General features: G+C 61.0%; 17 protein-coding genes and 1 pseudogene. 7 read left to right on the top strand and 11 right to left on the bottom strand.

All coding sequences use genetic code 11. From position 1 onward, the window contains the following. Positions 1–70: 70 nt before the first annotated feature. Both DTW90_RS09195 and DTW90_RS09190 read right to left on the bottom strand, forming a co-directional pair. The gene (locus tag DTW90_RS09195; RefSeq protein WP_149337800.1) at positions 71–532 is read right to left on the bottom strand and encodes a cupin domain-containing protein; all 462 of its coding nucleotides are present in this window, start codon (positions 530–532) and stop codon (positions 71–73) included. Positions 533–960: 428 nt separating this feature from the next. After that, a pseudogene (locus DTW90_RS09190) lies at positions 961–2,745 on the bottom strand (methyl-accepting chemotaxis protein); the annotation flags it as partial. Between the two features lie 374 nt (positions 2,746–3,119). On the opposite strand from DTW90_RS09190, the gene DTW90_RS09185 reads away from it, so the two are divergent. Further along, positions 3,120–4,115, top strand: coding sequence for an aldo/keto reductase (locus DTW90_RS09185; protein ID WP_149337796.1), 996 nt, complete (start codon positions 3,120–3,122; stop codon positions 4,113–4,115). A 75-nt stretch (positions 4,116–4,190) separates the two neighbouring features. Here the strand turns inward: DTW90_RS09185 and DTW90_RS09180 are convergent, their stop codons facing one another. The 3 genes from DTW90_RS09180 to DTW90_RS09175 form a co-directional block, all read right to left on the bottom strand. Continuing rightward, positions 4,191–6,725 carry a HAMP domain-containing methyl-accepting chemotaxis protein gene (locus DTW90_RS09180; protein WP_149337794.1) on the bottom strand — a complete coding sequence of 845 codons (2,535 nt, stop codon included), beginning with the start codon at positions 6,723–6,725 and terminating at the stop codon, positions 4,191–4,193. A gap of 337 nt (positions 6,726–7,062) precedes the next feature. Then, positions 7,063–7,203: a hypothetical protein gene (locus DTW90_RS37060; RefSeq protein WP_188079910.1), complete on the bottom strand. Its 141-nt coding sequence runs from the start codon at positions 7,201–7,203 to the stop codon at positions 7,063–7,065. Between the two features lie 199 nt (positions 7,204–7,402). Then, positions 7,403–8,536: an NAD(P)/FAD-dependent oxidoreductase gene (locus tag DTW90_RS09175; RefSeq protein WP_246664933.1), complete on the bottom strand. Its 1,134-nt coding sequence runs from the start codon at positions 8,534–8,536 to the stop codon at positions 7,403–7,405. A 178-nt stretch (positions 8,537–8,714) separates the two neighbouring features. On the opposite strand from DTW90_RS09175, the gene DTW90_RS09170 reads away from it, so the two are divergent. From DTW90_RS09170 to edd, 5 genes are all read left to right on the top strand, one after another. Beyond that, a complete protein-coding gene (locus DTW90_RS09170) occupies positions 8,715–10,151 on the top strand; it encodes a glutamine synthetase family protein (protein WP_132521252.1) in 1,437 nt (478 codons plus the stop codon). Between the two features lie 13 nt (positions 10,152–10,164). After that, a complete protein-coding gene (locus tag DTW90_RS09165) occupies positions 10,165–11,463 on the top strand; it encodes an FAD-binding oxidoreductase (protein ID WP_149337790.1) in 1,299 nt (432 codons plus the stop codon). A gap of 129 nt (positions 11,464–11,592) precedes the next feature. Beyond that, a complete protein-coding gene (zwf, locus tag DTW90_RS09160) occupies positions 11,593–13,068 on the top strand; it encodes a glucose-6-phosphate dehydrogenase (RefSeq protein WP_149337788.1) in 1,476 nt (491 codons plus the stop codon). A 10-nt stretch (positions 13,069–13,078) separates the two neighbouring features. After that, a complete protein-coding gene (gene pgl, locus DTW90_RS09155; protein WP_132521246.1) occupies positions 13,079–13,777 on the top strand; it encodes a 6-phosphogluconolactonase in 699 nt (232 codons plus the stop codon). A gap of 152 nt (positions 13,778–13,929) precedes the next feature. Beyond that, entirely contained in the window at positions 13,930–15,753 is a 1,824-nt protein-coding gene (gene edd, locus DTW90_RS09150; protein ID WP_149337786.1) for a phosphogluconate dehydratase, read from the top strand. 220 nt (positions 15,754–15,973) lie between these two features. Here edd and DTW90_RS09145 read toward each other — a convergent pair whose 3' ends face one another. The 6 genes from DTW90_RS09145 to DTW90_RS09120 all read right to left on the bottom strand — a co-directional run bounded on the left by DTW90_RS09145 (position 15,974) and on the right by DTW90_RS09120 (position 22,984). Beyond that, positions 15,974–16,327: a hypothetical protein gene (locus DTW90_RS09145; RefSeq protein ID WP_165927793.1), complete on the bottom strand. Its 354-nt coding sequence runs from the start codon at positions 16,325–16,327 to the stop codon at positions 15,974–15,976. A gap of 174 nt (positions 16,328–16,501) precedes the next feature. Continuing rightward, a complete protein-coding gene (ugpC, locus tag DTW90_RS09140; RefSeq protein ID WP_149337784.1) occupies positions 16,502–17,590 on the bottom strand; it encodes a sn-glycerol-3-phosphate ABC transporter ATP-binding protein UgpC in 1,089 nt (362 codons plus the stop codon). Between the two features lie 80 nt (positions 17,591–17,670). Next, complete coding sequence (locus DTW90_RS09135) at positions 17,671–19,323, bottom strand: alpha-glucosidase (protein ID WP_132521238.1); 1,653 nt, start codon at positions 19,321–19,323, stop codon at positions 17,671–17,673. Between the two features lie 33 nt (positions 19,324–19,356). Then, positions 19,357–20,517 (bottom strand): carbohydrate ABC transporter permease, encoded by a 1,161-nt coding sequence (locus DTW90_RS09130; RefSeq protein WP_132521236.1) that lies wholly within the window; start codon positions 20,515–20,517, stop codon positions 19,357–19,359. Between the two features lies 1 nt (position 20,518). Continuing rightward, the gene (locus tag DTW90_RS09125; protein ID WP_149337782.1) at positions 20,519–21,529 is read right to left on the bottom strand and encodes a sugar ABC transporter permease; all 1,011 of its coding nucleotides are present in this window, start codon (positions 21,527–21,529) and stop codon (positions 20,519–20,521) included. 93 nt (positions 21,530–21,622) lie between these two features. Continuing rightward, entirely contained in the window at positions 21,623–22,984 is a 1,362-nt protein-coding gene (locus DTW90_RS09120; RefSeq protein ID WP_149337780.1) for an ABC transporter substrate-binding protein, read from the bottom strand. Between the two features lie 316 nt (positions 22,985–23,300). Here DTW90_RS09120 and DTW90_RS09115 point away from each other — a divergent pair, with 316 nt between their 5' ends. Then, positions 23,301–24,326 carry a substrate-binding domain-containing protein gene (locus tag DTW90_RS09115; RefSeq protein ID WP_149337778.1) on the top strand — a complete coding sequence of 342 codons (1,026 nt, stop codon included), beginning with the start codon at positions 23,301–23,303 and terminating at the stop codon, positions 24,324–24,326. Positions 24,327–24,482 lie beyond the last annotated feature (156 nt).

Here is a 24,482-nt window from a genome sequence, read left to right as displayed (position 1 = left end):
GTACGCAACGGTAAATGCGACGTAACAGCAGAGGTCTGACGCTATCCCGTTTCAGCCAATCTCCTATGTCTCACGACTGCTGAAAGGGCGTGCCATCCTTGTGTACGAAGCGCCCATCAGCATTCGAACTCATCATGTCTATATCGGAGCAGGTCGTCAGATCGGACGGCTGGCGCGAGCCGACTTCGAGGTAGATCGCCATTGCGCCCGACCTGTTGATCATGTGGTGGCCATTGCCTGTACCTTTGGCAAAGGTTGCGCAATCACCGGCCCGCAGAACCGTTTCCCCGCTATCCTCGACGAGCGTCAACTCTCCTTCCAGCACATAGACCAATTCGTCTTCGTGCGAATGCCAGTGGCGCTGGCTCGACCAGCCGCCCGGCGGCAGATGCATGAGGTTGACCCCGAAATCCGTCAACCCGCCTGCGTTGCCCAGGCGCTGCCGCACACGCTCGGCACAGGGCCTGTCGAATGGTTTCGGATAGCCGGAACCTTTGATTTTCGGCACGGTGGCGACATCAATCCCGGGCATGAGGGCCTCCTAGAGAGTGGCGAAATGGATCTGGATTATCGGCTATCCGCGAGTGATATGGGGCTCGAACGACTGAAAGCTCGTCTAGTGTTGCAGGCGGAGCCAAGAACCCCTCATCCGGCTGCCGCCACCGACCAGGGCCGAGCTGCGGGTCTCGCCCCGTCCTTCGGACCCCCGAGTGGAGAAGAGAGATGCCGCACCGACGATGTCCTTGACGTTGAGGTTTGGCAAGACGGCGCGGCTTGCCTCCATCCTCGCGATCTTACAGAGTTTTGAATTGTCTATTTTAGCTACGCGTAAAACGCGCAATGGCCGTCAGCTATGCGCAAGGGCCGCCGCCTAGATTGAATCCACAAACGAACCTGGCGACATGATGAGCATAGAGGCAATCCGGGCCTGCCGCCTGCAGTCACCGCGATCAGCGAGCCGATCAATGCCATCAGGTCGTCCGCCTCGCGGGCCAAGCGGCGGCTGGATTCGGTGGCTTCCTCGACCATCGACGCATTCTTCTGCGTCATCTGGTCCATGGCGTTGACGGCGCCGTTGACCTCTTCCAGCGCTGCCGACTGGTCCTTGGCGGCGGTGGCGATCACTTCGACATGGCTGCTGATTGTGATGATCTCGCGGCTGATCGTGGCGAGCACCCGTCCCGTCTCCTGAACGAGACCGGAGCCGGCGCCGACTTCGCGGCTGGAATCGTTGATCAGCGTCTTGATTTCCTTTGCGGCGTCGGCCGAGCGCTGCGCAAGTTCCCGCACTTCCATCGCAACGACCGCAAAGCCCTTGCCCGCCTCCCCGGCGCGAGCGGCTTCGATGCCTGCGTTCAGCGCCAGCAGATTAGTCTGGAAGGCGATGTCGTCGATCACCTCGATGATCTGCTCGATCTTCTGGGAGGATTCCTCGATGCGGCCCATCGCGCTGATCGCATTCTCGACGACGGCGCCGGAGCTGTCGGCCGTCTTCTTGGTGGTCGAGACGGCCTGGTTCGCTTCCCGCGCGCGGTCGGCCGAGGAGCGGACTGTCACGGTGATCTCATCCACGGCGGCTGCCGTCTGTTCCAGCGATGCCGCCTGCGATTCCGTCCGTTTGGACAGTTCGTCGGCGGAATGGAGCATCGAGTTGCTGTTGTTCTGAATGGCGCGGGCATTGTCGCTGATCTTCGACAGCGTATCCTGCAGCCGCGAGAGCGAACCGTTGAAATCCGTACGCAGCTGTTCCAGGCGGCCGACGAAGGGCTTTTCGATCGTCTGGGAAATATCACCACGCGAGAGGCGACCGAGGCCGGCTGCCAGCTCCGTGACGGCGAAATCGATCTGGTTGTCGAGGTTGCGCTTGTCTTCGTCGTTGCGGGCGCGCTCGGCTTCGGAGAGTGCGCGCTGCTCGGAGGCGCGGATTTCCATCTCCTGCTTGGCATGGGCATTGTCGCGGAAGATCGAGAGCGCGCGGGCGATGGCGCCGAACTCGTTCTTCTTCTCGATATAAGGCACCTGCGCCGACAGGTCGCCATTGGCGATGCGGCTGACGGTTCCGGTCAGGGTCTCGATCGGACGGACCGAATTGCGGATCGTCAGATAGGCGAGGCCGCAGACGATGAGCATGACCGCCGCGCCGACGCCGAGCACCAGCACCTGGAGATCGCGCATGTCGGCATAGTAGACTTCCATCGGGATGCCGATGAAGAGGATGCCGACATTCGCACCCGATGCATTCTTGATCGGGAAATAGCCGGTCATGAACTTATGGCCGAAGAGATCGGCAGGGCCATAATAGGCCTCGCCCCGAGCAAGCACCGGCTGGGCCGGATGGTCGGGCGCAAGGCTGGTGCCGACGGCGCGGTCGCCGTTTTCCTTCTTCAGGTTGGTCGAGACGCGGACATAGCTGTCGCCGCGCTTTTCGAAGATGGTGGCAACGCCGGCAATCGACTGGGCGACACGATCGACGATGGAATGGTCGGCGAATACAGGGATCTTGTCCTCCGTGACACCCGACAGCGCGTTGTCGCGCATATCGACCCTGGCATCGGCAAGGGCTGCCCCATAGAGGACGGCCATGGCGCGGCTGGCATCGCGCGCATCAGACACTGCATTGCGCATCACATAGCCGCTGAGATTGTAATAGGTGACGCAGCCGATCACCGCCGTGCTGATGCATAACAGAGCGAGCGTGATCGCAACGATCTGGCGGACGATCGACGTGGAGAACAGGCGCGGCATTACAATTCCTCATTGATACAACGGACAACATGGTAAACAAAAACGGTTAAGGAAAATCGTCCTCCTGAACAGTAAAAAGGCGAGGTATATTGCGGTACCGGCGACCAGGACTTCGCCAATGACTGAATTCCTTCAGCGTTGAAGGAATTTTATTTCTACCATGTCAAAAAATATAAACCAGGGATTGAATTTGCGATTTCGCAAACGAAAATTGCCCCACAGTCTCGAAGAGCCGATCCCGAATTCGTGACTTTTTCCCTTCGCAATTCGGCGCTAGCCTTGTCACCGTGCCGTCTTCAACGGCGAGGTCGACGCCGCCTGCCCTTCATTCGAAGATTCTCCAAGGCGCCACTTCATCATTTCAGGAGCTTCAGATGCAGTATTGCAAGTTTGGCAGCACGGGCCTTACCGTTTCCCGCCTTTGCCTCGGAACCATGACCTTCGGGCTCCAGACCGAAGAGGCGGGCGCGCACGCGATCCTCGACAAGGCGGCCGAGGGCGGCGTCAACTTCATCGACACGGCAAACGTCTATCCGCTCGGCGGCGGCCCATCGCTCGCCGGCACGACGGAGGACATCGTCGGCCGCTGGCTGAAGGGCAAGCGCGACGATTTCATCATCGCCACCAAGGCCGTCGGCAAGATGGGCGCCCATCCCTGGCAGCAAGGTGCATCGCGCAAGAGCCTGCTGGATGCGATCGATGCGTCGCTGCGCCGTCTCGGCACCGATTATGTCGACCTCTATCAGCTGCATTCGGACGACCAGGAAACGCCGCTCGACGAGATGCTGCTGGCGATGGAAACCATCGTGCAGTCGGGCAGGGCACGCTATGTCGGCGTCTCGAACTACCTTGCCTATCGCCTCGCCCGGGCGCTCGGGCGTGCCGATGTCATGCGTGTCGCCCGCTTCGTTTCGGTCCAGCCGCGCTACAATCTGCTGTTCCGCCAGATCGAGCGGGAATTGCTTCCGCTTGCGACAGAGGAAGGGCTGGCGGTCATTCCTTACAATCCGATCGCCGGCGGGATGCTGACCGGCAAGCATCAGGTCAGCGACAAGCCGACGGAAGGCCGTTTCAGCTCGCAGATGCGCGATGCCGGCGCCCGATACCAGGAGCGTTACTGGCACGAGCGCGAGTTCTCGACGGTCGAGAAGCTGAAGGGCATCGCGGCTGAAAGCGGCATTCCGCTGGTCAAGCTGGCTATCGCCTGGGTCGCGGCCAATCCAACTATCACCGCGCCGATCATCGGTGCCAGCCGTGCCGAACAGCTGACCGACACACTCGATGCGATCGACATTACCCTCGATCCGGCGCTTAAGGCACGGCTCGATGATGCAACGGTCGAATATCGCTGGGGCGACGCCGCGCGCTGAGTCGGCAGTTTCCGAAAGTAAAAAGCCCGCCGCACCTCCGTGCAGCGGGCTTTTTCAATGGGTGGCCTGCAATCCTCAGGCGGCGCGGTAGTAGGACTGGTCGGCGCCGCTATCGATCTTGAACTGCTGGATGAGCCGCAGGAGCGAATCCGCCTCGTTCGCCAGCTCGCGGCTGGAGGCGGTGGTTTCCTCGACCATGGCGGCGTTCTTCTGGGTCATCTGGTCCATCTGGTTGACTGATGAGTTGACCTCCTGAAGCGCGCTTGCCTGGTCATGGCTAGCGCGGGCGATCATCTCGACATGCTGGCTGATGGTGACGATCTGGCCGCTGATCTGCGCCAGAACCGTACCCGCTTCCTGCACGAACTGTGATCCGGAATTCACTTCGCGAGACGAGGTATTGATGAGACCCTTGATCTCCCTTGCCGCATCGGCGGAGCGCTGGGCGAGTTCGCGGACTTCCATGGCGACGACTGCGAAGCCCTTGCCGGCTTCACCGGCGCGGGCTGCTTCAATACCGGCGTTGAGCGCCAGCAGGTTGGTCTGGAAGGCGATCTCGTCGATGACGCCGATGATCTGCTCGATCTTCTGCGAGGCATCCTCGATGCGGGCCATGGCGTCAATGGCGTTGGCGACGACCACGGAACTATCGTCGGCGCTACGCTTGGCTTCTCGAACGATCGCATCGGCATCCTTGGCGCGCTCGGCAGACGAGCGGACGGTGACCGTGATCTCGTCGACGGCGGCTGCGGTTTCCTCGAGAGAAGCCGCCTGCTGTTCGGTGCGCTTGGAAAGATCCTCGGCTGACGCAGCCATTTGGTTGCCGTTGCTCTGGATCATCTCCACATTGTCGCGCACCTGGCTCAGCGTTTCCTGAAGGCGCAAGAGCGAGCCGTTGAAATCCTGGCGGAGCTGTTCGAGACGGCCGATGAAGGGCGTTTCGATGGTCGCCGAGATGTCGCCATGCGCAAGACGCTCGAGGCCGGCTGCGAGTTCGCTGACCGCAAAGTCGATCTGGCGGTCGAGTTCGCGCTTCTCTTCATCGTTGCGCTGGCGTTCGTGTTCGGCAGCCGCACGTTCCTCATCGCTCTGCTCCTCGATGCGGATCTTGGAGATGGCATTTTCCTTGAAGATGCCAAGGGCACGGGCCATGTCGCCGATTTCGTCGCGGCGCTGCTCGCCCGATATCGAGGTTTCCAGGAGACCGTCGGCGATGCGACGCATGGCGGCCGTGATCTGGCCGATCGGACGCTGCAGGGTGAGCACCAGCGCAATGCCGCCGGCGACCGAAAGGACGATGCCGAGGACGGTGGCGAGGATCGAGATCCAGTTTGCCTGCTCGCGCTCGACCCCGGCGCTCTGCTTCTGCGTTTCAGCAAAGGTGGTCAGCTTGCCCCAGACTTCGTCGAGCTGCTGGCGGGCGCTTGCATATTGTGTCGTGCGCTGGGTGATCGTGTCGACAAGCTTGGTGCTGTCGCTATCGAGCGACTTCAAAGCCGGGTTGATCGCGTCGTTGATGTCGCCGACGAAATCCATGCCCGTAGCACTCTGGTCCAGCGTATTGAGATCCTGGCCGAGCTTGGCGATTTCCTGATGGAAACGAACCATATTGTCCTTGTTGATGCCGGCAAGGAAATCCGCCATCACCAGCTGCAGCGAATAGATCGAGGCCTCGACGCGGCGGGTGTCCTCGATGACGGCGTTGGTCTGCACCACGCGGCTGTCAAGCTCAACAAAGGTGGTCGTGGCCGACCGCATCATCTGCGTCGCCTGCAGCTGCGTGTAGGTCGACATCTGACGGAAGCGGGAAAGCAGGCGGGAGATGCCGCCAATGGTGTCGTCGGTCGTGGATGCGGTTGCGGCGTCGATGCCGGCATTCAGATCCTTGATCGTGCCTGCGAGCGAGTCGACCATGCTCTTCTGGTTCTGCGGCAGGGCGAGGGCGATCGAGCGCTGAGCCTTAACGACGTCGCCGATGCGATCCTTGATCGCCTTCAGCTTGTCGGCAGGTGTCTGCGCCTTGTTGAAGTCATCGGCAACGCTGACGAGCGTGTCGCCACCCTTTAGCAGCCGGTCGGCCGAGCGAAGCGTCGCTGTGGCGTTGCCCTCGTCGGTGCGGACCGAATCCTGCATCTGCTGGGCGTCGAAATCGATGTTGAAGCGAACGCCGATCAAGGCGCGCTGCGCGTCGCTGATCGATTTGCGAAGGTTCACTTCCTGCTGGTGCAGATCCCAGAGGCTGCCGACCACCTTGGAGATATCGGCCGTCTTGGCGGCGGCATCTGCCAGGCTGTCGCGACCATCGGAATCCTTGCCGAGCTGCGACAGGGTCGCATCGAGCACCGAGCCCTGCGACTTGACGTCGGCATAGAGCTTGTCGCGAGCCTGCTCGTTGGTGATGCGCAGGAAGTCGTCCATGGAGCTATAGAGGTTTTTGAACCCCGTCAGCGACTGCAGGACGTTGTTTGATATCTCCATGCGCCCCTGCAGAAGGCCGGAGGCATAAAGGCCGGTCAATCCGACCGCTGAAATGCTGATGACGAAAGGCAGGACGAAGAGCAGAACCTTCGTCTGGATTTTGAAGCGGGAAAGAATCTTATCGATGAACATGGTGGCTCGGGCCTTTCATACACCTCTCCCCCGCCGACGCCTGCACGGCGTTGACTGGGTGCACAACAGCAACCTCGGATTTTTGACAGGGCGGGGTTTCGTCGGTGACGAAGGCAATCATTGCCAGGTTCTAATCGATTAGAACCCCCTTTATCGTTGACGAGATTTTGGAGGGCATATATTAATTTTCAGATAAGGGGTCGTAGCGCGAAACAGCAGTGGGACTTAAATCCAAGCATTGCGCTGAAAGGTCGCCGATCGGCAAGTATAAGCCAGTCTATACATGCACAGCGCAAGCAAATGCGGCAGTGCTTCGATAAAAATCAGACCGGAATAATCAGAAGCTGCGTGCCGCCAGATAGGCAATGCAGGCAGCGGTCACGCCGGTCGCCAGCATCAAAAGCCGGGCAGCCAGCAATTTTGTGTTTGTCTGGGTATCAGCAATTGCGATGGCGCGAGCGCGCTTGATCTTGTTCATGAGTCCGTTTCCCATTTCACACCGACACGATAACCGCTAATGCGGCAGACCGGCAACTGCTAATATAGGAAATCGTGCAGCTGACGACATCGGGACAGAATGGCGCAGGTCCCTTAAGGAAGTCTTGAACTCGATGGTGAAGAAGACGTAGCCGGCTCAGCGGTCAGACAGGCTTGCAAGCAGGGCGGCAAGCAAGCCGTCAGGCAGCCTCTCCCGCAACAAATCCCGATGCCCAGGCCCACTGAAAATTGTAGCCGCCGAGCCAGCCCGTGACATCGACGCATTCGCCGATGAAGAAGAGGCCGGGGATTGTCTTGACCTGCATGCTGCGGGAATCGAGGCACGCCGTATCGATGCCGCCAAGCGTAACCTCGGCCGTGCGATATCCTTCCGAGCCCGATGGCTTGATCCGCCAGTCCTGGACCGATGCCGCGAGGCGCTGCAGACGCTTGTCGGACTGATCGGCCATGTTGCCGTCCATCTCTTCCGCCTCGACCACATGTTGCGCAAGACGTTTCGGCAGGATCTCCGCAAGAGCGGTCTGGGCGGATTGGCGGCCATTGGCCTGTCGTGCCGCCTTCAGGTGTTCGAAGACGTCGATATCGGGTTCGATGCCGATCGATATCTCATCCCCTTCCCGCCAATAGGAGGAAATCTGCAGGATCGCCGGTCCGCTCAGACCACGATGGGTAAAGAGCAATGCTTCGCGAAACGAGGTCTTGCCGTGGCGAATTTCGGCAGGCGCCGCAATGCCCGACAGTGGCGTCAACCGCTGCAGCAGGGAGGGCTCGATGGTGAGCGGCACGAGGCCTGGGCGTGTCTCCACGACGGGCAGCGAGAATTGCTCGGCGATGCGATAGGCAAAGCCTGACGCTCCCATTTTCGGGATCGATTTGCCACCGCTTGCGATGACCAGGGAGGTTGCGTCGATCGGGCCATCCGATGCGTGGATGCGGAAACCGTCTCCATGGCGCTCGACCGAGGCGATCTCCGTTCGCAACCTGAGATCGACGGAGGCTGACCGCATCTCGTCGACAAGCATGCGGATGATGTCCTTGGCGCTTTCATCGCAGAAGAGCTGGCCGAGCGTCTTCTCATGCCAGGCGATGCCATAGCGTTCGACCATGGCAATGAAATCCTGCGGCGTGAACCGCGCAAGCGCCGACTTGGCGAAATGCGGGTTGGCGGAGAGAAAGTTCTTCGGGCCGGCGTTTATATTGGTGAAGTTGCAACGGCCGCCGCCGGAAATGCGGATCTTCTCACCGGGTGCAGCGGCATGATCGAGCACTGTCACCGAGCGCCCGCGCCTGCCGGCGCGAATGGCGCACATCATTCCCGCTGCGCCCGCGCCGATGACGACTACATCGCATTTCTGAGCCAAACCACATTCCTTTTAGTGTCCGACGCTCTCATTTTTCCATCAGGGAGCGAATGTCAACGCCGCCACCCCCTCGCCAATTGCCAAACTGCGGTTATGATGACAATTCCGACCAACCCGATGACGGTGTTTTATGCCCGCCAAGAAGACTCCGCTGAAAGCTTCCAAACAGGTTTCGAAAGTCGTGACCATGCCACCCAGCCTCCGTTCGGCCCGTGGCGTCAACAACTGGAAGGACGCAGCGCAATGGCTGCGGATGCGCGGGATCGAGGACATAGAATGCATCACGCCCGATCTTGCCGGCGTGCCGCGCGGCAAGATGATGCCGACCTCCAAGTTCACCTCCAACACCTCGCTGGCGCTGCCCTCGGCCATCTATCGCCACACGATATCGGGCGAATACCCCGAGGAAACCGAGAGCTTCCGCTACGAGCCGCGCGACAGCGACCTGAAGCTCGTGCCCGATCTTTCGACGCTATCGGTCGTACCTTGGGAGACGGATCCGACGGCGCAGGTGATCTGCGACATCGTCAATTCCGAGGGCCAGGAAGTATCCTATACGCCGCGCAACGTGCTGAAGCGCATTCTGGCGCTCTATGCGGACCGAGGCTGGAAGCCTGTCGTGGCGCCCGAGATCGAATTCTATCTGGTTGGGACCAATGACGACCCGGACTACCCGCTGCGTCCGCCGAAGGGCCGGTCTGGCCGCTCCATCCTTGGCGGACAGGGTTATTCGATCGCCGGCATCAACGAATTCGACGAGCTGATCGATGATATCTATCACTTCTCCGAGAAACAGGGGCTGGAGATCGATACGCTGATCCATGAGGAAGGACCGGCGCAGCTCGAGATCAACCTACGCCACGGCGATCCGATCGAGCTTGCCGACCAGGTCTTCCTGTTCAAGCGCACGATCCGCGAGGCAGCGCTGAAGCACAATATCTATGCCACCTTCATGGCGAAGCCGATGCAGGGGCAGCCGGGATCGGCGATGCATATCCACCAGTCGGTGGTCAATATCGAGACCGGCAAGAATGTCTTCTCGAACGCGGATGGTTCGCCCTCGAAGGAATTCTTCCATTTCATCGGCGGCATGCAGAAATTCGTGCCGAATGCGCTGGCGATGCTTGCGCCCTACGTCAACTCCTATCGCCGGCTGGCGCCGAACATGTCCTGCCCGGTCAACAACGCCTGGGGTTACGACAACCGCACCACGGCATTCCGCGTGCCGGTTTCCGATCCACAGGCGCGCCGCGTCGAGAACCGTCTGCCGAGTTCCGATGCCAATCCCTATCTGGCGCTTGCCGCCTCTCTTGCTTCGGGCCTGCTCGGCATCATGAAGGAGATCGAGCCGACGGCGCCGACGGACGATGCGGCCAACGAAGGATCGATCGACCTGCCGCGCGGGCTTCTGGAAGCCGTCGCCCTGATGGAGGAGGAAGAAGCCTTCGAGGAGGTCTTCGGCAAGGAATTCATCGGGCTCTATGCCGGCGTCAAACGGGGCGAATTCGAAACCTTCATGCAGGTGATCAGCCCCTGGGAGCGGGAATTCCTTCTGCTCAACGTGTGAGGGAGCATTCCCCATGAAGCTGCAGCAGACGTGGCAGAGCCCCATCGCGCCCGGCCTATCGCTCTATCAGGCAACGGTCGGCGATCGAGAGACCTATCCCGCCCTCGATGGGTCGCGGCAAGCGGACATTGCCATCATCGGCGGCGGCTATACCGGTCTGCAGGCGGCCTATACGCTGGCAAAGGCGGGCGTCGACGTCGTGCTGATCGACGCCAACCGCTTCGGCGACGGCGCTTCCGGGCGCAATGGCGGCCAGCTCGGCACGGGACAGCGCTGGTGGCCGGAGGAGATGGAAGAGACGCTCGGATACGAGCGCTCGAAGGCGCTATTCGATCTTGCCGAGCGCGCCAAGCAGCATCTTCTGGACTTTGCCCGGGAACACGCCATCGACATCGATTTCATCCCCGGCCAAATGAATGTGGCGCACAAGCGGAGTTATGTCCGCAGCTACGCCGAAAATGCCAGGATCGCAGCAGAGCGCTATGACTATCCGCATGCGCATTTCATGGACGAGGCCGAGACACGGGAGCGGCTGGGCTCGCAACGCTATTATGGCGGCGTTCGCGACATGGGCACCGGGCATATCCACCCGCTGAAGCTTTTGGTCGGGCTGGCGCGCGTGGCAAAGGCTGCGGGCGCTGCCCTGTTCGAGATGACCAGCGCGACGGCGATCCGGAAATCCGGCGGCGCGACCGTCATCGAGACATCGGCCGGCACGATTACCGCCGACCGGGTTCTGATCGCCTGCAACGGCCATATTGGCGACCTCGAACCGATCACGGCAAGCCATGTCATGCCGATCCGCTCCTTCATCGGCGCGACTGCCCCTCTCGACCGATATCCCGATATCCTGCCCGGCGGCGAGGCGGTGGCCGATTCCCGTTTCGTCGTTCGCTATTTCCGCAAGTCGATCGACGGGCGGCTGCTCTTCGGCGGACGCGAGGCCTATACATCGGACAATCCGCGCGACATCACGCAGCATATCCGCCGCCAGATCGCCGAAATCTATCCGGCCCTGAATGAGATCGAGATCACCCACGCCTGGGGCGGCACTGTTGGAATCACGATGCCGCGCCAGCTTTTCGTGCGCGACGTCATGCCCGGCGTGACCTCGATCGGAGGCTATTCCGGTCATGGCGTCATGTTGTCAAATTACTGCGGTAGGCTTTACGCTGAATCGGTGCTGGGGCGTCCCGGCGAACTTGATCTTTTCAAGGCGCTGGACATTCCGCCGTTTCCGGGAGGCCGCCGCATGCGCAGCCCCCTGCTCTTCCTGGCGCTTACCTGGTTTGCGTTGCGCGACAGGTTTTGACAAGTCGCGGTTTCCTCTTGGAGGAATCCGTTTTACAAGCAGGATTGAGATTCACCGCAATGCACACTGGCCTTTTTAAATCGATTAGATTAAAAGAGGCCTCAACCAAGTCTGATTGAGAGATACCTCATGAGCAGCCAAATCATTCCCGTTGAGCCATTTGACTATGTCGTTTTCGGCGGTAGCGGCGACCTCGCCGAGCGCAAACTCCTCCCCGCCCTCTATCATCGCCAGATCGAAGGCCAGTTCAGCGAGCCGACCCGGATCATCGGTGCCTCGCGCAGCGCGCTTTCCGATGACGAATACCGCAAGTTCGCGCAGGATGCTCTGAAGGAGCACCTCAAGAAGGGCGAATATGACGAGGCTGAAGTCGCCAAGTTCTGCGCCCGCCTATTCTACGTGCCCGTCGATGCCAAGACCGACAGTGGCTGGGACAAGCTGAAGAAGCTTCTCGATGAGGGCAAGGATCGCGTCCGCGCCTTCTACCTTGCGGTCGCACCCGGCATTTTCGGCGATATCTCGCAGAAGATCCACGAGCACAAGCTGATCACCAAGTCGACCCGCATCGTCGTCGAAAAGCCTATCGGCCGCGACCTCGCATCCGCCCTGCAGCTGAACGACACGATCGGCCGGGTCTTCAAGGAAGAGCAGATCTACCGTATCGACCACTATCTCGGCAAAGAGACGGTGCAGAACCTGATGGCGCTGCGCTTCGCAAACGCGCTCTATGAGCCGCTGTGGAATGCCGACCACATCGACCACGTCCAGATCACGGTTGCCGAAACCGTCGGTCTGGAAGGCCGTGCAGGCTATTATGACACCGCAGGCGCTCTGCGCGACATGGTGCAGAACCACATCATGCAGCTCGTCTGCCTGACGGCGATGGAAGTTCCCTCCTCGATGGACTCCGAGGCCGTTCGCGACGAGAAGCTTAAGGTTCTGCGCGCGCTGAAGCCGATCGATGCTTCGAATGTCGAGCACTACACCGTTCGCGGCCAATACCGCGCCGGCGCCTCTGCAGGCGGAGCCGTCAAGGGCTACCTCGACGAGCTGGAAGGCGGCGTTTCCAACACCGAGACCTTCGTCGCCATCAAGGCGGAGATCAACAACTGGCGCTGGGCCGGCGTTCCCTTCTACATCCGCACCGGCAAGCGTCTCGCCGGCCGCGTGTCGGAAATCGTCATCACCTTCAAGCCGATCCCGCACTCGGTCTTCGATAGCTCCGCCGGCCGCATCAACCAGAACCAGTTGATCATCCGCCTGCAGCCGGACGAAGGCGTCAAGCAGTCGCTGATGATTAAGGATCCGGGTCCGGGCGGCATGCGCCTGCGCAACGTCTCGCTCGACATGAGCTTTGCGTCTTCCTTCAACGTCCGCAACCCCGACGCCTACGAGCGCCTGTTGATGGACGTCGTCCGTGCGAACCAGACCCTGTTCATGCGCCGTGACGAAGTCGAAGCGGCGTGGAAGTGGGTCGATCCGATCCTCAAGGGCTGGGAAGAAGCCGGCCAGCAGGTGCAGGGCTACACAGCCGGCACATGGGGCCCAAGCCAGGCGATCGCGCTGATTGAGCGCGATGGCCGCACATGGCACGACGACCTGTAAGGTGATAGCGATGACAGCGAACATGAATGCATTTGCCAGCGGCGCGGAACTTGCCGCCAAACTCGCGGACAAAGTGGCCGAGACACTCTCTGCCACCATCTCGGCCCGCGGCTCCGCAAGCATTGCGGTCTCCGGCGGCTCGACGCCGAAGGCCTTTTTCGGTGAGCTGTCATCGCGCGCCATCGACTGGGCAAAGGTGACGATCACGCTCGTCGACGAGCGTTTCGTGCCCATCGAAAATCCGCGCTCGAACCATCAGCTGGTCAAGGACAACCTGCTGAAGGACAAGGCTGCGGCAGCGACCTTCATCCCGCTCTATCATGAGGCGGCAACCGTTCAGGAAGCCGCCGCCATCGTCACCGAGAAGACGAAGGGCATCTGCAATCCGTTCGACGTCGCCATCGTCGGCATGGGTGGCGATGGCCATACCGCTTCGTTCTTCCCAGGCGGCAATAATCTTGCCACCGCGCTCGATCCGAAGACGCCGCGCGGCGTCATGACGATGGAAGCGGAAGGTGCGGGCGAACCGCGCCTGACCTTCACCTTCTCCAGCCTTCAGGATGCCAAACTGCTGGTTCTCCATATCGAGGGCGACAGCAAGAAGGATGTGCTCGCCAAGGCCGAAGGGCCGGGCGACGAAATGGAAATGCCGATCCGCTCCTTCCTGCGTCGGGCGGCTTCCACAGTCGAGATATACTGGGCTCCCTAAAGGCCGCCTTCGGGCAGCGTCGGAGCTGATGCGAACAAAATGTGCAATATGCCGTGCGCCCTCGGGCGCGCGGACGGATAGTCTTTGTCTTCAATCCATGCCGGCGGCTCGATGATCGTAGCGGCCTGCGAACAACCAGCCAGGGGGTAACCATGTCCGCTGACGCACGCATTTCCGCGATTACCGCACGCATTGTCGAGCGCTCGAAGCCTACGCGGGAAGCCTATCTCGCACGTCTGCGCAGCGCCGCATCAAAGGGTGCCCAACGCAGCGTGCTCGGTTGCGCCAACCTTGCCCATGGCTTTGCGGTCTGTTCCACCTCCGAGAAGGAGGCGCTTGCGGGCGACCATGTTCCCAATCTCGGGATCATCACCTCCTATAACGACATGCTCTCGGCCCACCAGCCGTTCGAGACCTATCCTGCAATCATCCGCGCGGCAGCGGCCGAGGCCGGCGGCATCGCGCAGGTTGCCGGCGGGGTGCCTGCCATGTGCGACGGCGTCACGCAGGGCCAGCCGGGCATGGAACTGTCGCTGTTTTCCCGTGACCTGATCGCGATGTCGGCGGGTGTCGGCCTGTCGCACAACATGTTCGATGCAGCGCTGTTCCTCGGCGTCTGCGACAAAATCGTGCCGGGCCTCGTCATCGCTGCACTCTCCTTCGGTCATCTACCTGCGATCTTCATTCCGGCCGGGCCGATGACCTCGGGCCTCGCAAACGACGAGAAGTCGCGCGTGCGCCAGCTTTTTGCCGAGGGCAAGGTCGGTCGGCCGGAGCTTCTGGAAGCGGAATCCAAGTCCTATCACGGTCCCGGTACCTGTACCTTCTACGGCACGGCCAATTCCAACCAGATGCTGATGGAGATCATGGGCTTCCATATGCCCGGCGCGTCCTTCGTCAATCCCAACACGCCGCTGCGCGATGCGTTGACCCGAGAGGCGACCAAGCGGGCGCTTGCCATATCAGCACTCGGCAACGAATTCACGCCGGCGGGCGAGATGATCGACGAGCGATCGATCGTCAACGGCGTTGTCGGCCTGCATGCGACCGGCGGCTCGACGAACCACACGATGCACCTCGTCGCCATGGCGCGCGCGGCCGGCATATTGCTCACCTGGCAGGATATTTCCGAGCTTTCGGATCACGTCCCGCTGCTGGCGCGCGTCTATCCGAACGGGCTTGCCGACGTGAACCATTTCCACGCCGCCGGCGGCATGGGTTTCCTGATCAAGGAGCTCTTGAAGCACGGGCTTATCCATGACGACGTCCGCACCGTCTTCGGCCACGGGCTCGACGCCTACTCGATCGACGTGAAGCTCGACGGGAACGGCGCTGTCAAGCGCGAACGGACGGCCGAGAAGAGCGCCGATCCGAAGGTGCTTACCGGCGTCGACACGCCCTTCCAGCCAACTGGCGGGCTGAAGATGCTGCGCGGCAATATCGGCAAGGCGGTCATCAAGATCTCCGCCGTCAAGCCGGAGCGTCATATCATCGAGGCTCCCGCCATCATTTTCCACGACCAGTTGGAAATGCAGCAGGCTTTCAAGGACGGCAAGCTCAACCGCGATTTCGTCGCCGTCGTGCGCTTCCAGGGACCGAAGGCGAACGGCATGCCGGAACTGCACAAGCTGACGCCGGCGCTCGGCGTCCTGCAGGACCGCGGCTTCCGCGTGGCGCTTCTGACCGACGGGCGCATGTCGGGTGCCTCAGGCAAGATCCCGGCGGCGATCCATGTGACGCCGGAAGCCGTCGACGGTGGGCCGATCGCTCGCATTAGGGAAGGCGACATGATCCGCATCGATGCGGTAGCCGGCACGCTGGAAGTGCTGGTCGACGCCGCCGATATGGCCGAGCGCGAGCCGGAGAGGATCGATCTTTCCGCTAACGAATTCGGCATGGGCCGCGAGCTCTTTGCACCGTTCCGCCATGCTGCGGGGCCGGCGGATCAGGGGGCGAGTGTGCTGTTTCATCATTGATGGGGTATGGATGAACGGGCGTCTGGCCTTCGCGCCCTGCCGCCCCCTCATCCGCCTGCCGGCACCTTCTCCCCCGCTGGGGAGAAGAAACTCGTGGCGATGCTTCGCCTGGCATTGAACAGTGAGATAAGAATGGCGCGGGAGCGTTATCCCCTTGTCCCCTCGGGGAAAAGGTGGCGGCAGCCGGACGAGAGGGCCATTGGCGCACCCCTCAAATAGCTTATCCGCGAATATCCAGAACCCTGTCACGATGCGCCGGATGGGTCGAGTAGACGAAGATCTTGTTCAGTTCCTTCTCCGTCATCAGGCGCAGGAAGCGGACTTCGATCGTGTTGTTGGCAAAGACCTTCATCAGCATGCAGCCGACCTTGGTGATGCGGGCGTCGGGAATATCAAGATAGAACTGCTGCGGGAGATTGTATTGCGTCAGGATCGCGAGGATCGCACCGCTCTGTGAGATGCGGATGATGTCGCAGCGACGGGACGCCATGTGCATGACGCCCTTCTCGGTAAATTCGATGCGCGCGGCATTCATCGTATCCTCCATGCGGAACCGCACTTCGCGGTCGTACATGAAGGATTCTTCCTTGTTCAAAAAGTGGTTGTGACCCGGAGTCCCTGGCGCCGCCATCTCTAAAATCCCTAAAACATTGGCAACCATAACGCTAACATCGGAAGGCTTAACAGATGGTTTTGAACCATGGGTTTTCGGGGGCGAATATGAATTATGAGTGGACTTTTTTTGGGGTTATCGGCGGTAGGTCTGGCCCTCGGCGTCGAAGAGATGAAGCTTGTTGCGGTCTGCCGCAAAACGCATCTTCTGGCCCCTATGGGCATCGAGAATTCCTGGAATCTTGGCGATGATCGGCTCGCCCTCGACCAGGCCTTCGATATAGAGCAGGGTTACCTCGCCGAGCGCTTCGACAATCGATATCTCGCCCTCGAAAAGATAGTCGTCGCCGGTCGCGACGCGCAGATCCTCGGGACGCACGCCGAAGCTTGCCTTCTTGCCCTTTTCGGACTCGGCGCTCGGGACATCGAGCGTGACAGACTTGCCGCCCGTCAGGGTGACCGTCGTCGTTGCGCCGCTGGCCGTAACGGTCGCCGGGATGATGTTCATGGCAGGCGAGCCGATGAATTTGGCGACGAAGAGGTTGGCGGGACGCTCGTAAAGCTCCAGCGGCGCACCGACCTGCTCGACGCGACCGGCCGACAGCACGACGATACGGTCCGCCAGCGTCATCGCCTCGACCTGGTCGTGGGTGACGTAGATCATCGTCGTGTCCGGCATGGAATCGTTCAGCCGCGCAATCTCGATGCGAGTGGCGACGCGCAATGCGGCATCGAGGTTCGACAGGGGCTCGTCGAAGAGGAAGACCTTCGGGTTGCGGCAGATCGCCCGGCCGATCGCCACGCGCTGGCGCTGGCCGCCGGATAGAGCCTTCGGCAGCCGTTCCAGATATTGGGTCAGTTGCAGGCTGGCGGCGGCGGCCTTCACGCGCCGGTCGATTTCCTGCTTGTTCTCGCGGGCGATCCGCATGCCGAAGGCCATGTTGTCGTAGACCGTCATGTGGGGATAGAGCGCGTAGGACTGGAAGACCATGGCGATGCCGCGACGCGACGGCGGCACCTCGTTGACGACCTTGCCGTCGATCACCATCTCGCCGCCGGTGATGCTCTCGAGCCCGGCGATCATGCGCAGCAGCGTCGACTTTCCGCAACCGGAAGGGCCGACGAAGACGACGAATTCGCCCTGCTTGATGTCGAGATCGATGCCGTGCAGCACGTTGACTGCGCCGTATGACTTTTTGATGCCCTTCAATTCAAGTGCGGTCATGCCCTCTCCCCTCCCCTTGATATTTTTGGTTTTGCGCAATTCCAGACGCAAAACCGTTTCACACTTTTGCTGGAATTGCTCTAGGCCAGACGCGCGAAGTAAGCTCCCCAGGCCGGAATATCGATCTTGTTGCCGTAGTTGTTGCTCGCAAATCCGTGCCCTGACAAAGCCTGCCAGTTTCCATCGGGCAGTTCGGTCAGCGTCTCTGCCGCACCCATATTGAAAACGCAAAGGATGGTCTCGTTGCCGTAGGTGCGGGTGTAAAGCAGCGCGTCGCCCTGCGGCTCGAAAAAGGCGATCTCGCCCTTGGCGAAGGCAGGGTATTGCTTGCGGAAGCCAATGAAGCGGCGATAGTGCTCCAGCACCGAATTCTCGTCGCCGCTCTGGACGCTGACGGCGCGCAGGATGTGCTCGACCGGCACCGGGAGCCAGGGCTTAACTGTCGAGAAGCCGCCCTGTGCGACCTGGCTGTCCCAGACCATCGGGGTGCGGCAGCCGTCGCGACCCTTGAATTCCGGCCAGAACTGGATGCCATAAGGGTCCTGCAGATCCTGATAGGCGAGATCGGCTTCGGTGAGGCCCAGTTCCTCGCCCTGATAGAGGCAGACGGAGCCACGCAGCGTCATCAGGATCGAGGAATAGAGCTTGGCGAAACTGTCGCGATCGGCAACCAGGCTGCCCCAGCGGCTGACATAGCGCATCACGTCGTGGTTGGAGAATGCCCAGCAAGCCCAGCCATCAGGAGCCGCCTTGCCGAAATCCTGCATGACCTCCTCGACGCGCTCCGGCGAGAGCGGATCGGGCGCCAGGAATTCGAAGGCGTAGCACATGTGCATCTTGTCGCCGCCTGACGTGTATTCGCCGACGATCTCAAGGCCGCGCTGGCTGTCGCCGACTTCGCCGACCGCTGCGATCGCCGGATATTCCTCGAGCACGGCGCGGAAGCGCTTCAGGAAGGCGAGGTTCTCCGGGCGGTTCTTGTCGTAGACATGTTCCTGAAAATTGTAGGGATTGACCGCCGGCGCCGTCGACGCATTGCGGCGGGATACCTCCAGCGCCGGATTGTCGCGCAGTTCGCGGTCATGGAAGTAGAAGTTGATCGTATCCAGCCGGAAGCCGTCGACACCGCGGTCGAGCCAGAAGCGCACGACCTCCAGCAGGCGGTCCTGGACCTCGGGATTGTGCAGATTGAGATCGGGCTGCGAGACCAGGAAGTTGTGCATGTAATATTGCATGCGGGTGGGGTCCCAGGCCCAGGCGGAGCCGCCGAAGATCGACAGCCAATTGTTCGGCGGCGTGCCGTCCGGCTTCGCATCGCTCCAGACGTACCAGTCGGCCTTCTTGTTGCCCTTGCTGGAGCGGCTTTCGACGAACCAGGGATGGCGGTCGGAGCTGTGAGAAATGACGAGATCGATCAGAACCTTGATACCGAGACGGTGTGCCTCCGCGATCAGGCTATCGAAATCGGCAAGCGTGCCGAAGATCGGGTCGACATCTTCGTAATCGGACACGTCGTAACCGAAATCCCGCATCGGCGACATGAAGAACGGCGAGATCCAGATGGCATCAGCGCCGAGGCCCGCCACATGCGGCAGGCGCGCGGCGATGCCCTTCAGATCACCGATGCCGTCGCCGTTGCTGTCCTGATAGGAGCGCGGATAGATCTGGTAGATCACAGCACCACGCCACCAGTCCTTATCAGGTGCCGAGAGGGATTGAGGGGCAACGCTCATTACTTAGTGTCCTGTATCAATGCGGATTATGGATCAGCCCCCCTTCACCGACCCGGCAAGCAGACCGCGCACGAGATAGCGCTGCAGACCGAAGAAGACGAGGAGCGGGACTACGATGGTGACGAAGGCCGAGGCCGTCAGGATTTCCCAATTGCCGCCGCGCGAACCGAGCAGCGCGTTGAGCGCCCCTGTTAGAACCAGATGGTCCTTGTCGGTGCCGAGGAAGACCATGGCGATCAAAAGGTCGTTCCAGACCCACAGGAACTGGAAGATCGCGAAGGAGGCGAGCGCGGGGAAAGACAGCGGCAGGATGATCTTCACGAAGATATCGAAATCGCTGGCGCCATCGACACGGGCGGATTCGATGATCTCGCGCGGCAGGCCGGCGATATAGGCGCGCAGCAGATAGATGGCGAGCGGCATGCCGAAGGCGGTGTGCGCCAGCCATATGCCCGGATAGGTCTTGGAAGGCACACCGAAGAGCTGGCCGATCTCGTTATAGATGCGAAGAAGCGGGATCAGCGACATCTGCAGCGGCACGACGATGAGGCCGACCACGACCGCAATCAACAGCGCACGCCCGGGAAACTCCATCCAGGCGAGCGCATAGGCGGCGAAGGCTGCGACCAGGATCGGGATGATCGTGGCCGGGATCGTGACCGTCAGCGAGTTGATGAAGGACTGGCCGATGCCCTCGCTCGTCAGAACGTTCTTGTAGTTCTGCATCGTGAATTTCGGCGGGGTCGCGACGGAGAGATAGACGCGCCGGCCGCTTGCGTCGCCGAAGGGGGCGTTCTTGCTGTAACGATAGGTGCCATCGCTGTTGATCAGCAGCGTTTCGCCATCGCCAAGGTCGGCAGTCGTTCCGGCCTCGTAGGCCGAGGGCGCCTGGACGCGCGTGCCGAAGGAGCGGACGGTGCCGCCACCACCGGGACCAAAGACGGAACCGGAGATGACATAATTGGCGCCGTCCTGCTGCGCCTTGTCGCCGCCCGCGAGACGAACGGCCGACATCTGCGAGGAACCGGCAAATGCCGTCCACCAACCGGAGACGGTGATCTGATCCTTGTCGCGCAGCGCGCTGACGAAGATGCCGAGCGTCGGCACCAGCCAGATGATGACGATGATGAGGACGACGAGGTGGACGAAGAGGCGCGCCGCTCCGATACGGCGAAGGCTTGATGTGGCCTGCATCTTAGCGGCCTCCCAGTTCGCGATTGGCGCGACGCACGTTCCAGATCATGATCGGCGTGACGGCGAGCATGATGATCAGCGCGATGACGGCGCTTCGGCCGCTGTCGCCGCCGCCACGGAACAGCCAGTTGAACATGAGATTGGCGAGAACCATGGTGTTCCACTGACCATTGGTCATGGTCAGCACGATATCGAAGACCTTGAGCACGAGAATGGTGATCGTCGTCCAGACGACGGCGATCGTGCCCCAGACCTGCGGCACCATGATCTTCCAGAAGATCTGCCAACCATTGGCGCCATCGATGACGGCAGCCTCGATGGTCTCTTCCGGAATGCCGCGCAGGGCCGCTGACAGGATGACCATGGCAAAGCCTGTCTGGATCCAGATCAGGATGATCATCAGGAAGAAATTGTTCCAGAAGGGTACCGAGATCCAGACTTCAGGCGTGCCGCCGAAGAGCTGGACGATGGCGTTCAGGAGGCCGATCTGCACGTCGTTGCCGCCGCGATACTCGTAGATGAACTTCCAGATGACGGAGGCGCCAACGAAGGAGATCGCCATCGGCATGAAGACGATGCTCTTGGCGATATTGCCCCACCAGATGCGGTCGGTCATGACGGCGATGACGAGGCCGAAGAAGGTGCAGGCGGCCGGGACGACGGCGAGCCAGAGGATGTTGTTGAAGATCGATTGGCGAAATTCATCGTCGTTGATCGCCCAATGATAATTGGCAAGACCGACGAATTGAGCGCCGTTGCGATCGTAGAAGGACAGAATGAAGGTCGCGATGACAGGATAGACGAGATAGACGGCGAGCAGGATCAGCGCCGGCCCGAGAAAGAGCCAGGGGCGGATCACCGAACGATAACGCAGATTGCGAGAAGCAACCTGGACATCCCCCTTGTCCGGCAGCGCCATGTCGAGCAGCTTGTTCGAGGCCCAGAAATAGAGCACACAGGCGCCCACTCCGAGCACGACGGCCCCCAAGGCCGACAGGATTTGCGAAATCATCCACCCCTCCCTTTATCTCATTTTTATTGGCAGTCGCGGCAGGCGAGATCACCGGCCACCCCTCGTGGCCGATGATCTGAGCGATGGGGTCGCTTACTTGATGCCGTCCCAGGACTTCTGGATGGCGTCGCCGGCTTCCTGCGCCGACTTGCCGCCGACGAAGTCGACCATGCCGGTCCAGAAGGAGCCTGCACCGATCTTGCCGGGCATCAGGTCCGAGCCGTCGAAGCGGAAGGTCGTAGCCGTCGTCAGGAGTTCACCTTCCTTGCGGAGCGTATCGTTGGCGTAGGCGGCCTTGTTGACGCCCTTATACGGGGTCAGGAAACCTGATTGCGCCATCCAGATTTCCTGGGCGATCGGCGTCTGCAGGAACTGGATGAAGGCGCGGGCAGCCGGCGAATCCTTGGTGATGGTTGCAAGCGTACCGGCGCCGAGCACGGGCTTGCCGAGTTCCGGATGGGCGGCAGCGGGCGGGAAGTAGAAGAAGTCGGCGTCCTGGCCAAGCTTCGTGCCTTCAGGGAAGAAGGACGGAATGAACGAGGCCTGCTTGTGCATGTAGCACTTCGGCGGCACCGAGAAGAGACCCTTCGGGCTGTCGCGGAAGTCGGTCGAGGCCACGGCTGCAACGCCGCCGTCGACATATTTCGGGTTCTTGGCAAACTTGCCGAACTCGTCGATCGCGGCAACGACCTTCGGATCGTTGAACTTCAGCTCGTTGGTCGTCCAGTGATCGTAATCCTGCGGCGTGTTGATGCGCAGCATGATGTCTTCGACCCAGTCGGTTGCCGGCCAACCCGTCGCACCGCCGGAACCAAGGCCGATGCACCAGGGAACGCCGCCATCCTTGGCGATCTGGTCGGTCAGCTTTTCAAGGTCTTCCAGGGTGGTCGGGACCTGATAGCCGCCTTCCTTGAAATTCTCCGGCACGTACCAGACGAGCGACTTCAGGTCGGCCTTGTAGGGGAAGGCATAGAAGGCCTCCTTGCCGTCCTTGCCCTTGTAGGTGCCGTAGCTGACCCAGCTGTCGCCGGCGCCGTAATTATCCTTGACCCACTTTGCCAGATCGTCGCCGAGCGGCGTCAGGTGCCCCTGACTTGCGAGGTTTGCCAGAAGACCCGGCTGCGGCAGGATCGCGACATTCGGCGGCGAACCGGCCTGCGTGTCGATGACGATCTGCTGCTCATAGTTTTCGGAGGAGGAATACTTGGCGTTCACGCCGGTCGCTTCGGTGAAATAATTGAGAACGCTGGTGAACAGCGCTTCGTCTTCGCCGCGCCACGGGCCGAAGATGGTCAGTTCCTGACCCTTCAGGTCGGCATGGCCGGCCTTGAAATCGTCATAGCTCTTCCAGTTGAACTTGGAATCCTGGCCAGGCGGAAATTTCAGGTCGGCGGCGGATGCGGTGCCGGCGACCATTGCCGCCACGGCAACGCTCAGCAAAAGTATCTTCTTCATGTGATCAACCTCCCATCACATAAGGGGATCGTCCCCCCAAAGCTCAAAATGCGCAATTCCTCAAAGCGCTTTGGCTACTAAATTCATTCTACTGAGGCGCGTTTGAAGTCAAGTGAATTTGCGAAATCGACTGTTACGCAGCGGAAATCTCGCAATGCAGCATCGATTAAACGGAAATATGGAGCGATTTTTCTTGAGTCAAGCCGTTCGCGTGCTACATATTTTAAAGCGCTTTGGAAGACATTAAGGCGCTGAAGCAGCGCGGCTCGTAACGTTTCGAAGACGTTCATGCGCGCCGGGAAGAGGATTGCAGGCCGTGAATCTGAAGCAGCTATCGCAAATGTTAGGCCTGTCGCAGACCACAGTCAGCCGCGCCCTCAACGGATATCCGGAAGTCAACAGGGAAACGCGCGAACGCGTGCTTCAGGCCGTCCGCGAGACAGGATATCGTCCCAACAAGGCCGCACAACGGCTGGCGACCGGAAAGGCCGGGTCGCTCGGCCTCGTCATGCCGACGGCGCCCGGCCATCCCTCCGACGTGCATTTCGGCGAGTTCCTGACCGGCCTTGGCGAGGAGGCGCTGCGGCACGACTTTCACTTCGTCATCACCCCCGCCGACCCGAACGACGAAGTGGGTGCACTTCGGCGGCTTGCGATCAGCGGCAACGTGGACGCGTTGTTCGTCGCCTATATGCGCGGCCACGATCCGCGGCTCGACATGCTGAAATCGCTGTCCATCCCTTTTGTCGTGCATGGCCGCTCAATCGGCAGCGAGCCTGACTATCCCTATCTCGACATCGACAACGAGGCGGCCTTCTACGACGCGACGAAACTGCTGCTCCAGCTCGGACATCGCCGGTTCGCCGTCATGAACGGGCCAGAGCATCTCGACTTCGCGATCCGCCGGAAGATGGGCGTGGGTGCTGCCCTTGCCGAACGAGGGCTGACGCTTGACGAGGTCTGTGTTACCCACACCGCAATGACGGATGAACAGGGGCTGTTTGCCATGGAGCGCTTCCTGCAGCTGCCCGAGCGGCCGACGGCCATCCTCTGTTCGAGCACGGTGCTTGCGCTCGGCGCCATCCGCATCATCAACCAGGCCGGCCTGAAACTCGGCGAGGATATCTCGCTGATTGCCCATGACGACGTGCTGCCGCTCTTGAAACCGGAAAATTTCTCCGTTCCGCTGACGACCACCCGCTCGCCGCTGCGCGCCGCGGGCGTGCGCATCGCCGAGCGTCTGATCGGCCAGATCAAGGATCTCGGCAGCTATCCGGAACAGGAATTGTGGAAGGCGGAGCTGATCGTGCGGGCGTCTACGGGGGCGGCGCCGGCAGGGTGAATAAATCCCGGACCACTGGCATTTTCCGTCCTGGCTTTGCCCCTCTCCCCGCAGGCGGGGCGAGAGGACGTGCCTTGTGCTACGCTGGAGAGGAACTGGAGCGTTGCCGAGAGTCCCCTTGGCCCCGCAAGCGGGGAGAAGGTGCCGGCAGGCGGA

It is taken from the genome of Neorhizobium sp. P12A (assembly GCF_008365395.1).
Lineage (GTDB): Bacteria > Pseudomonadota > Alphaproteobacteria > Rhizobiales > Rhizobiaceae > Rhizobium.
Note: the sequence above shows the minus strand (reverse complement) of the source record. Positions and strands in the feature narration are given on the sequence as shown.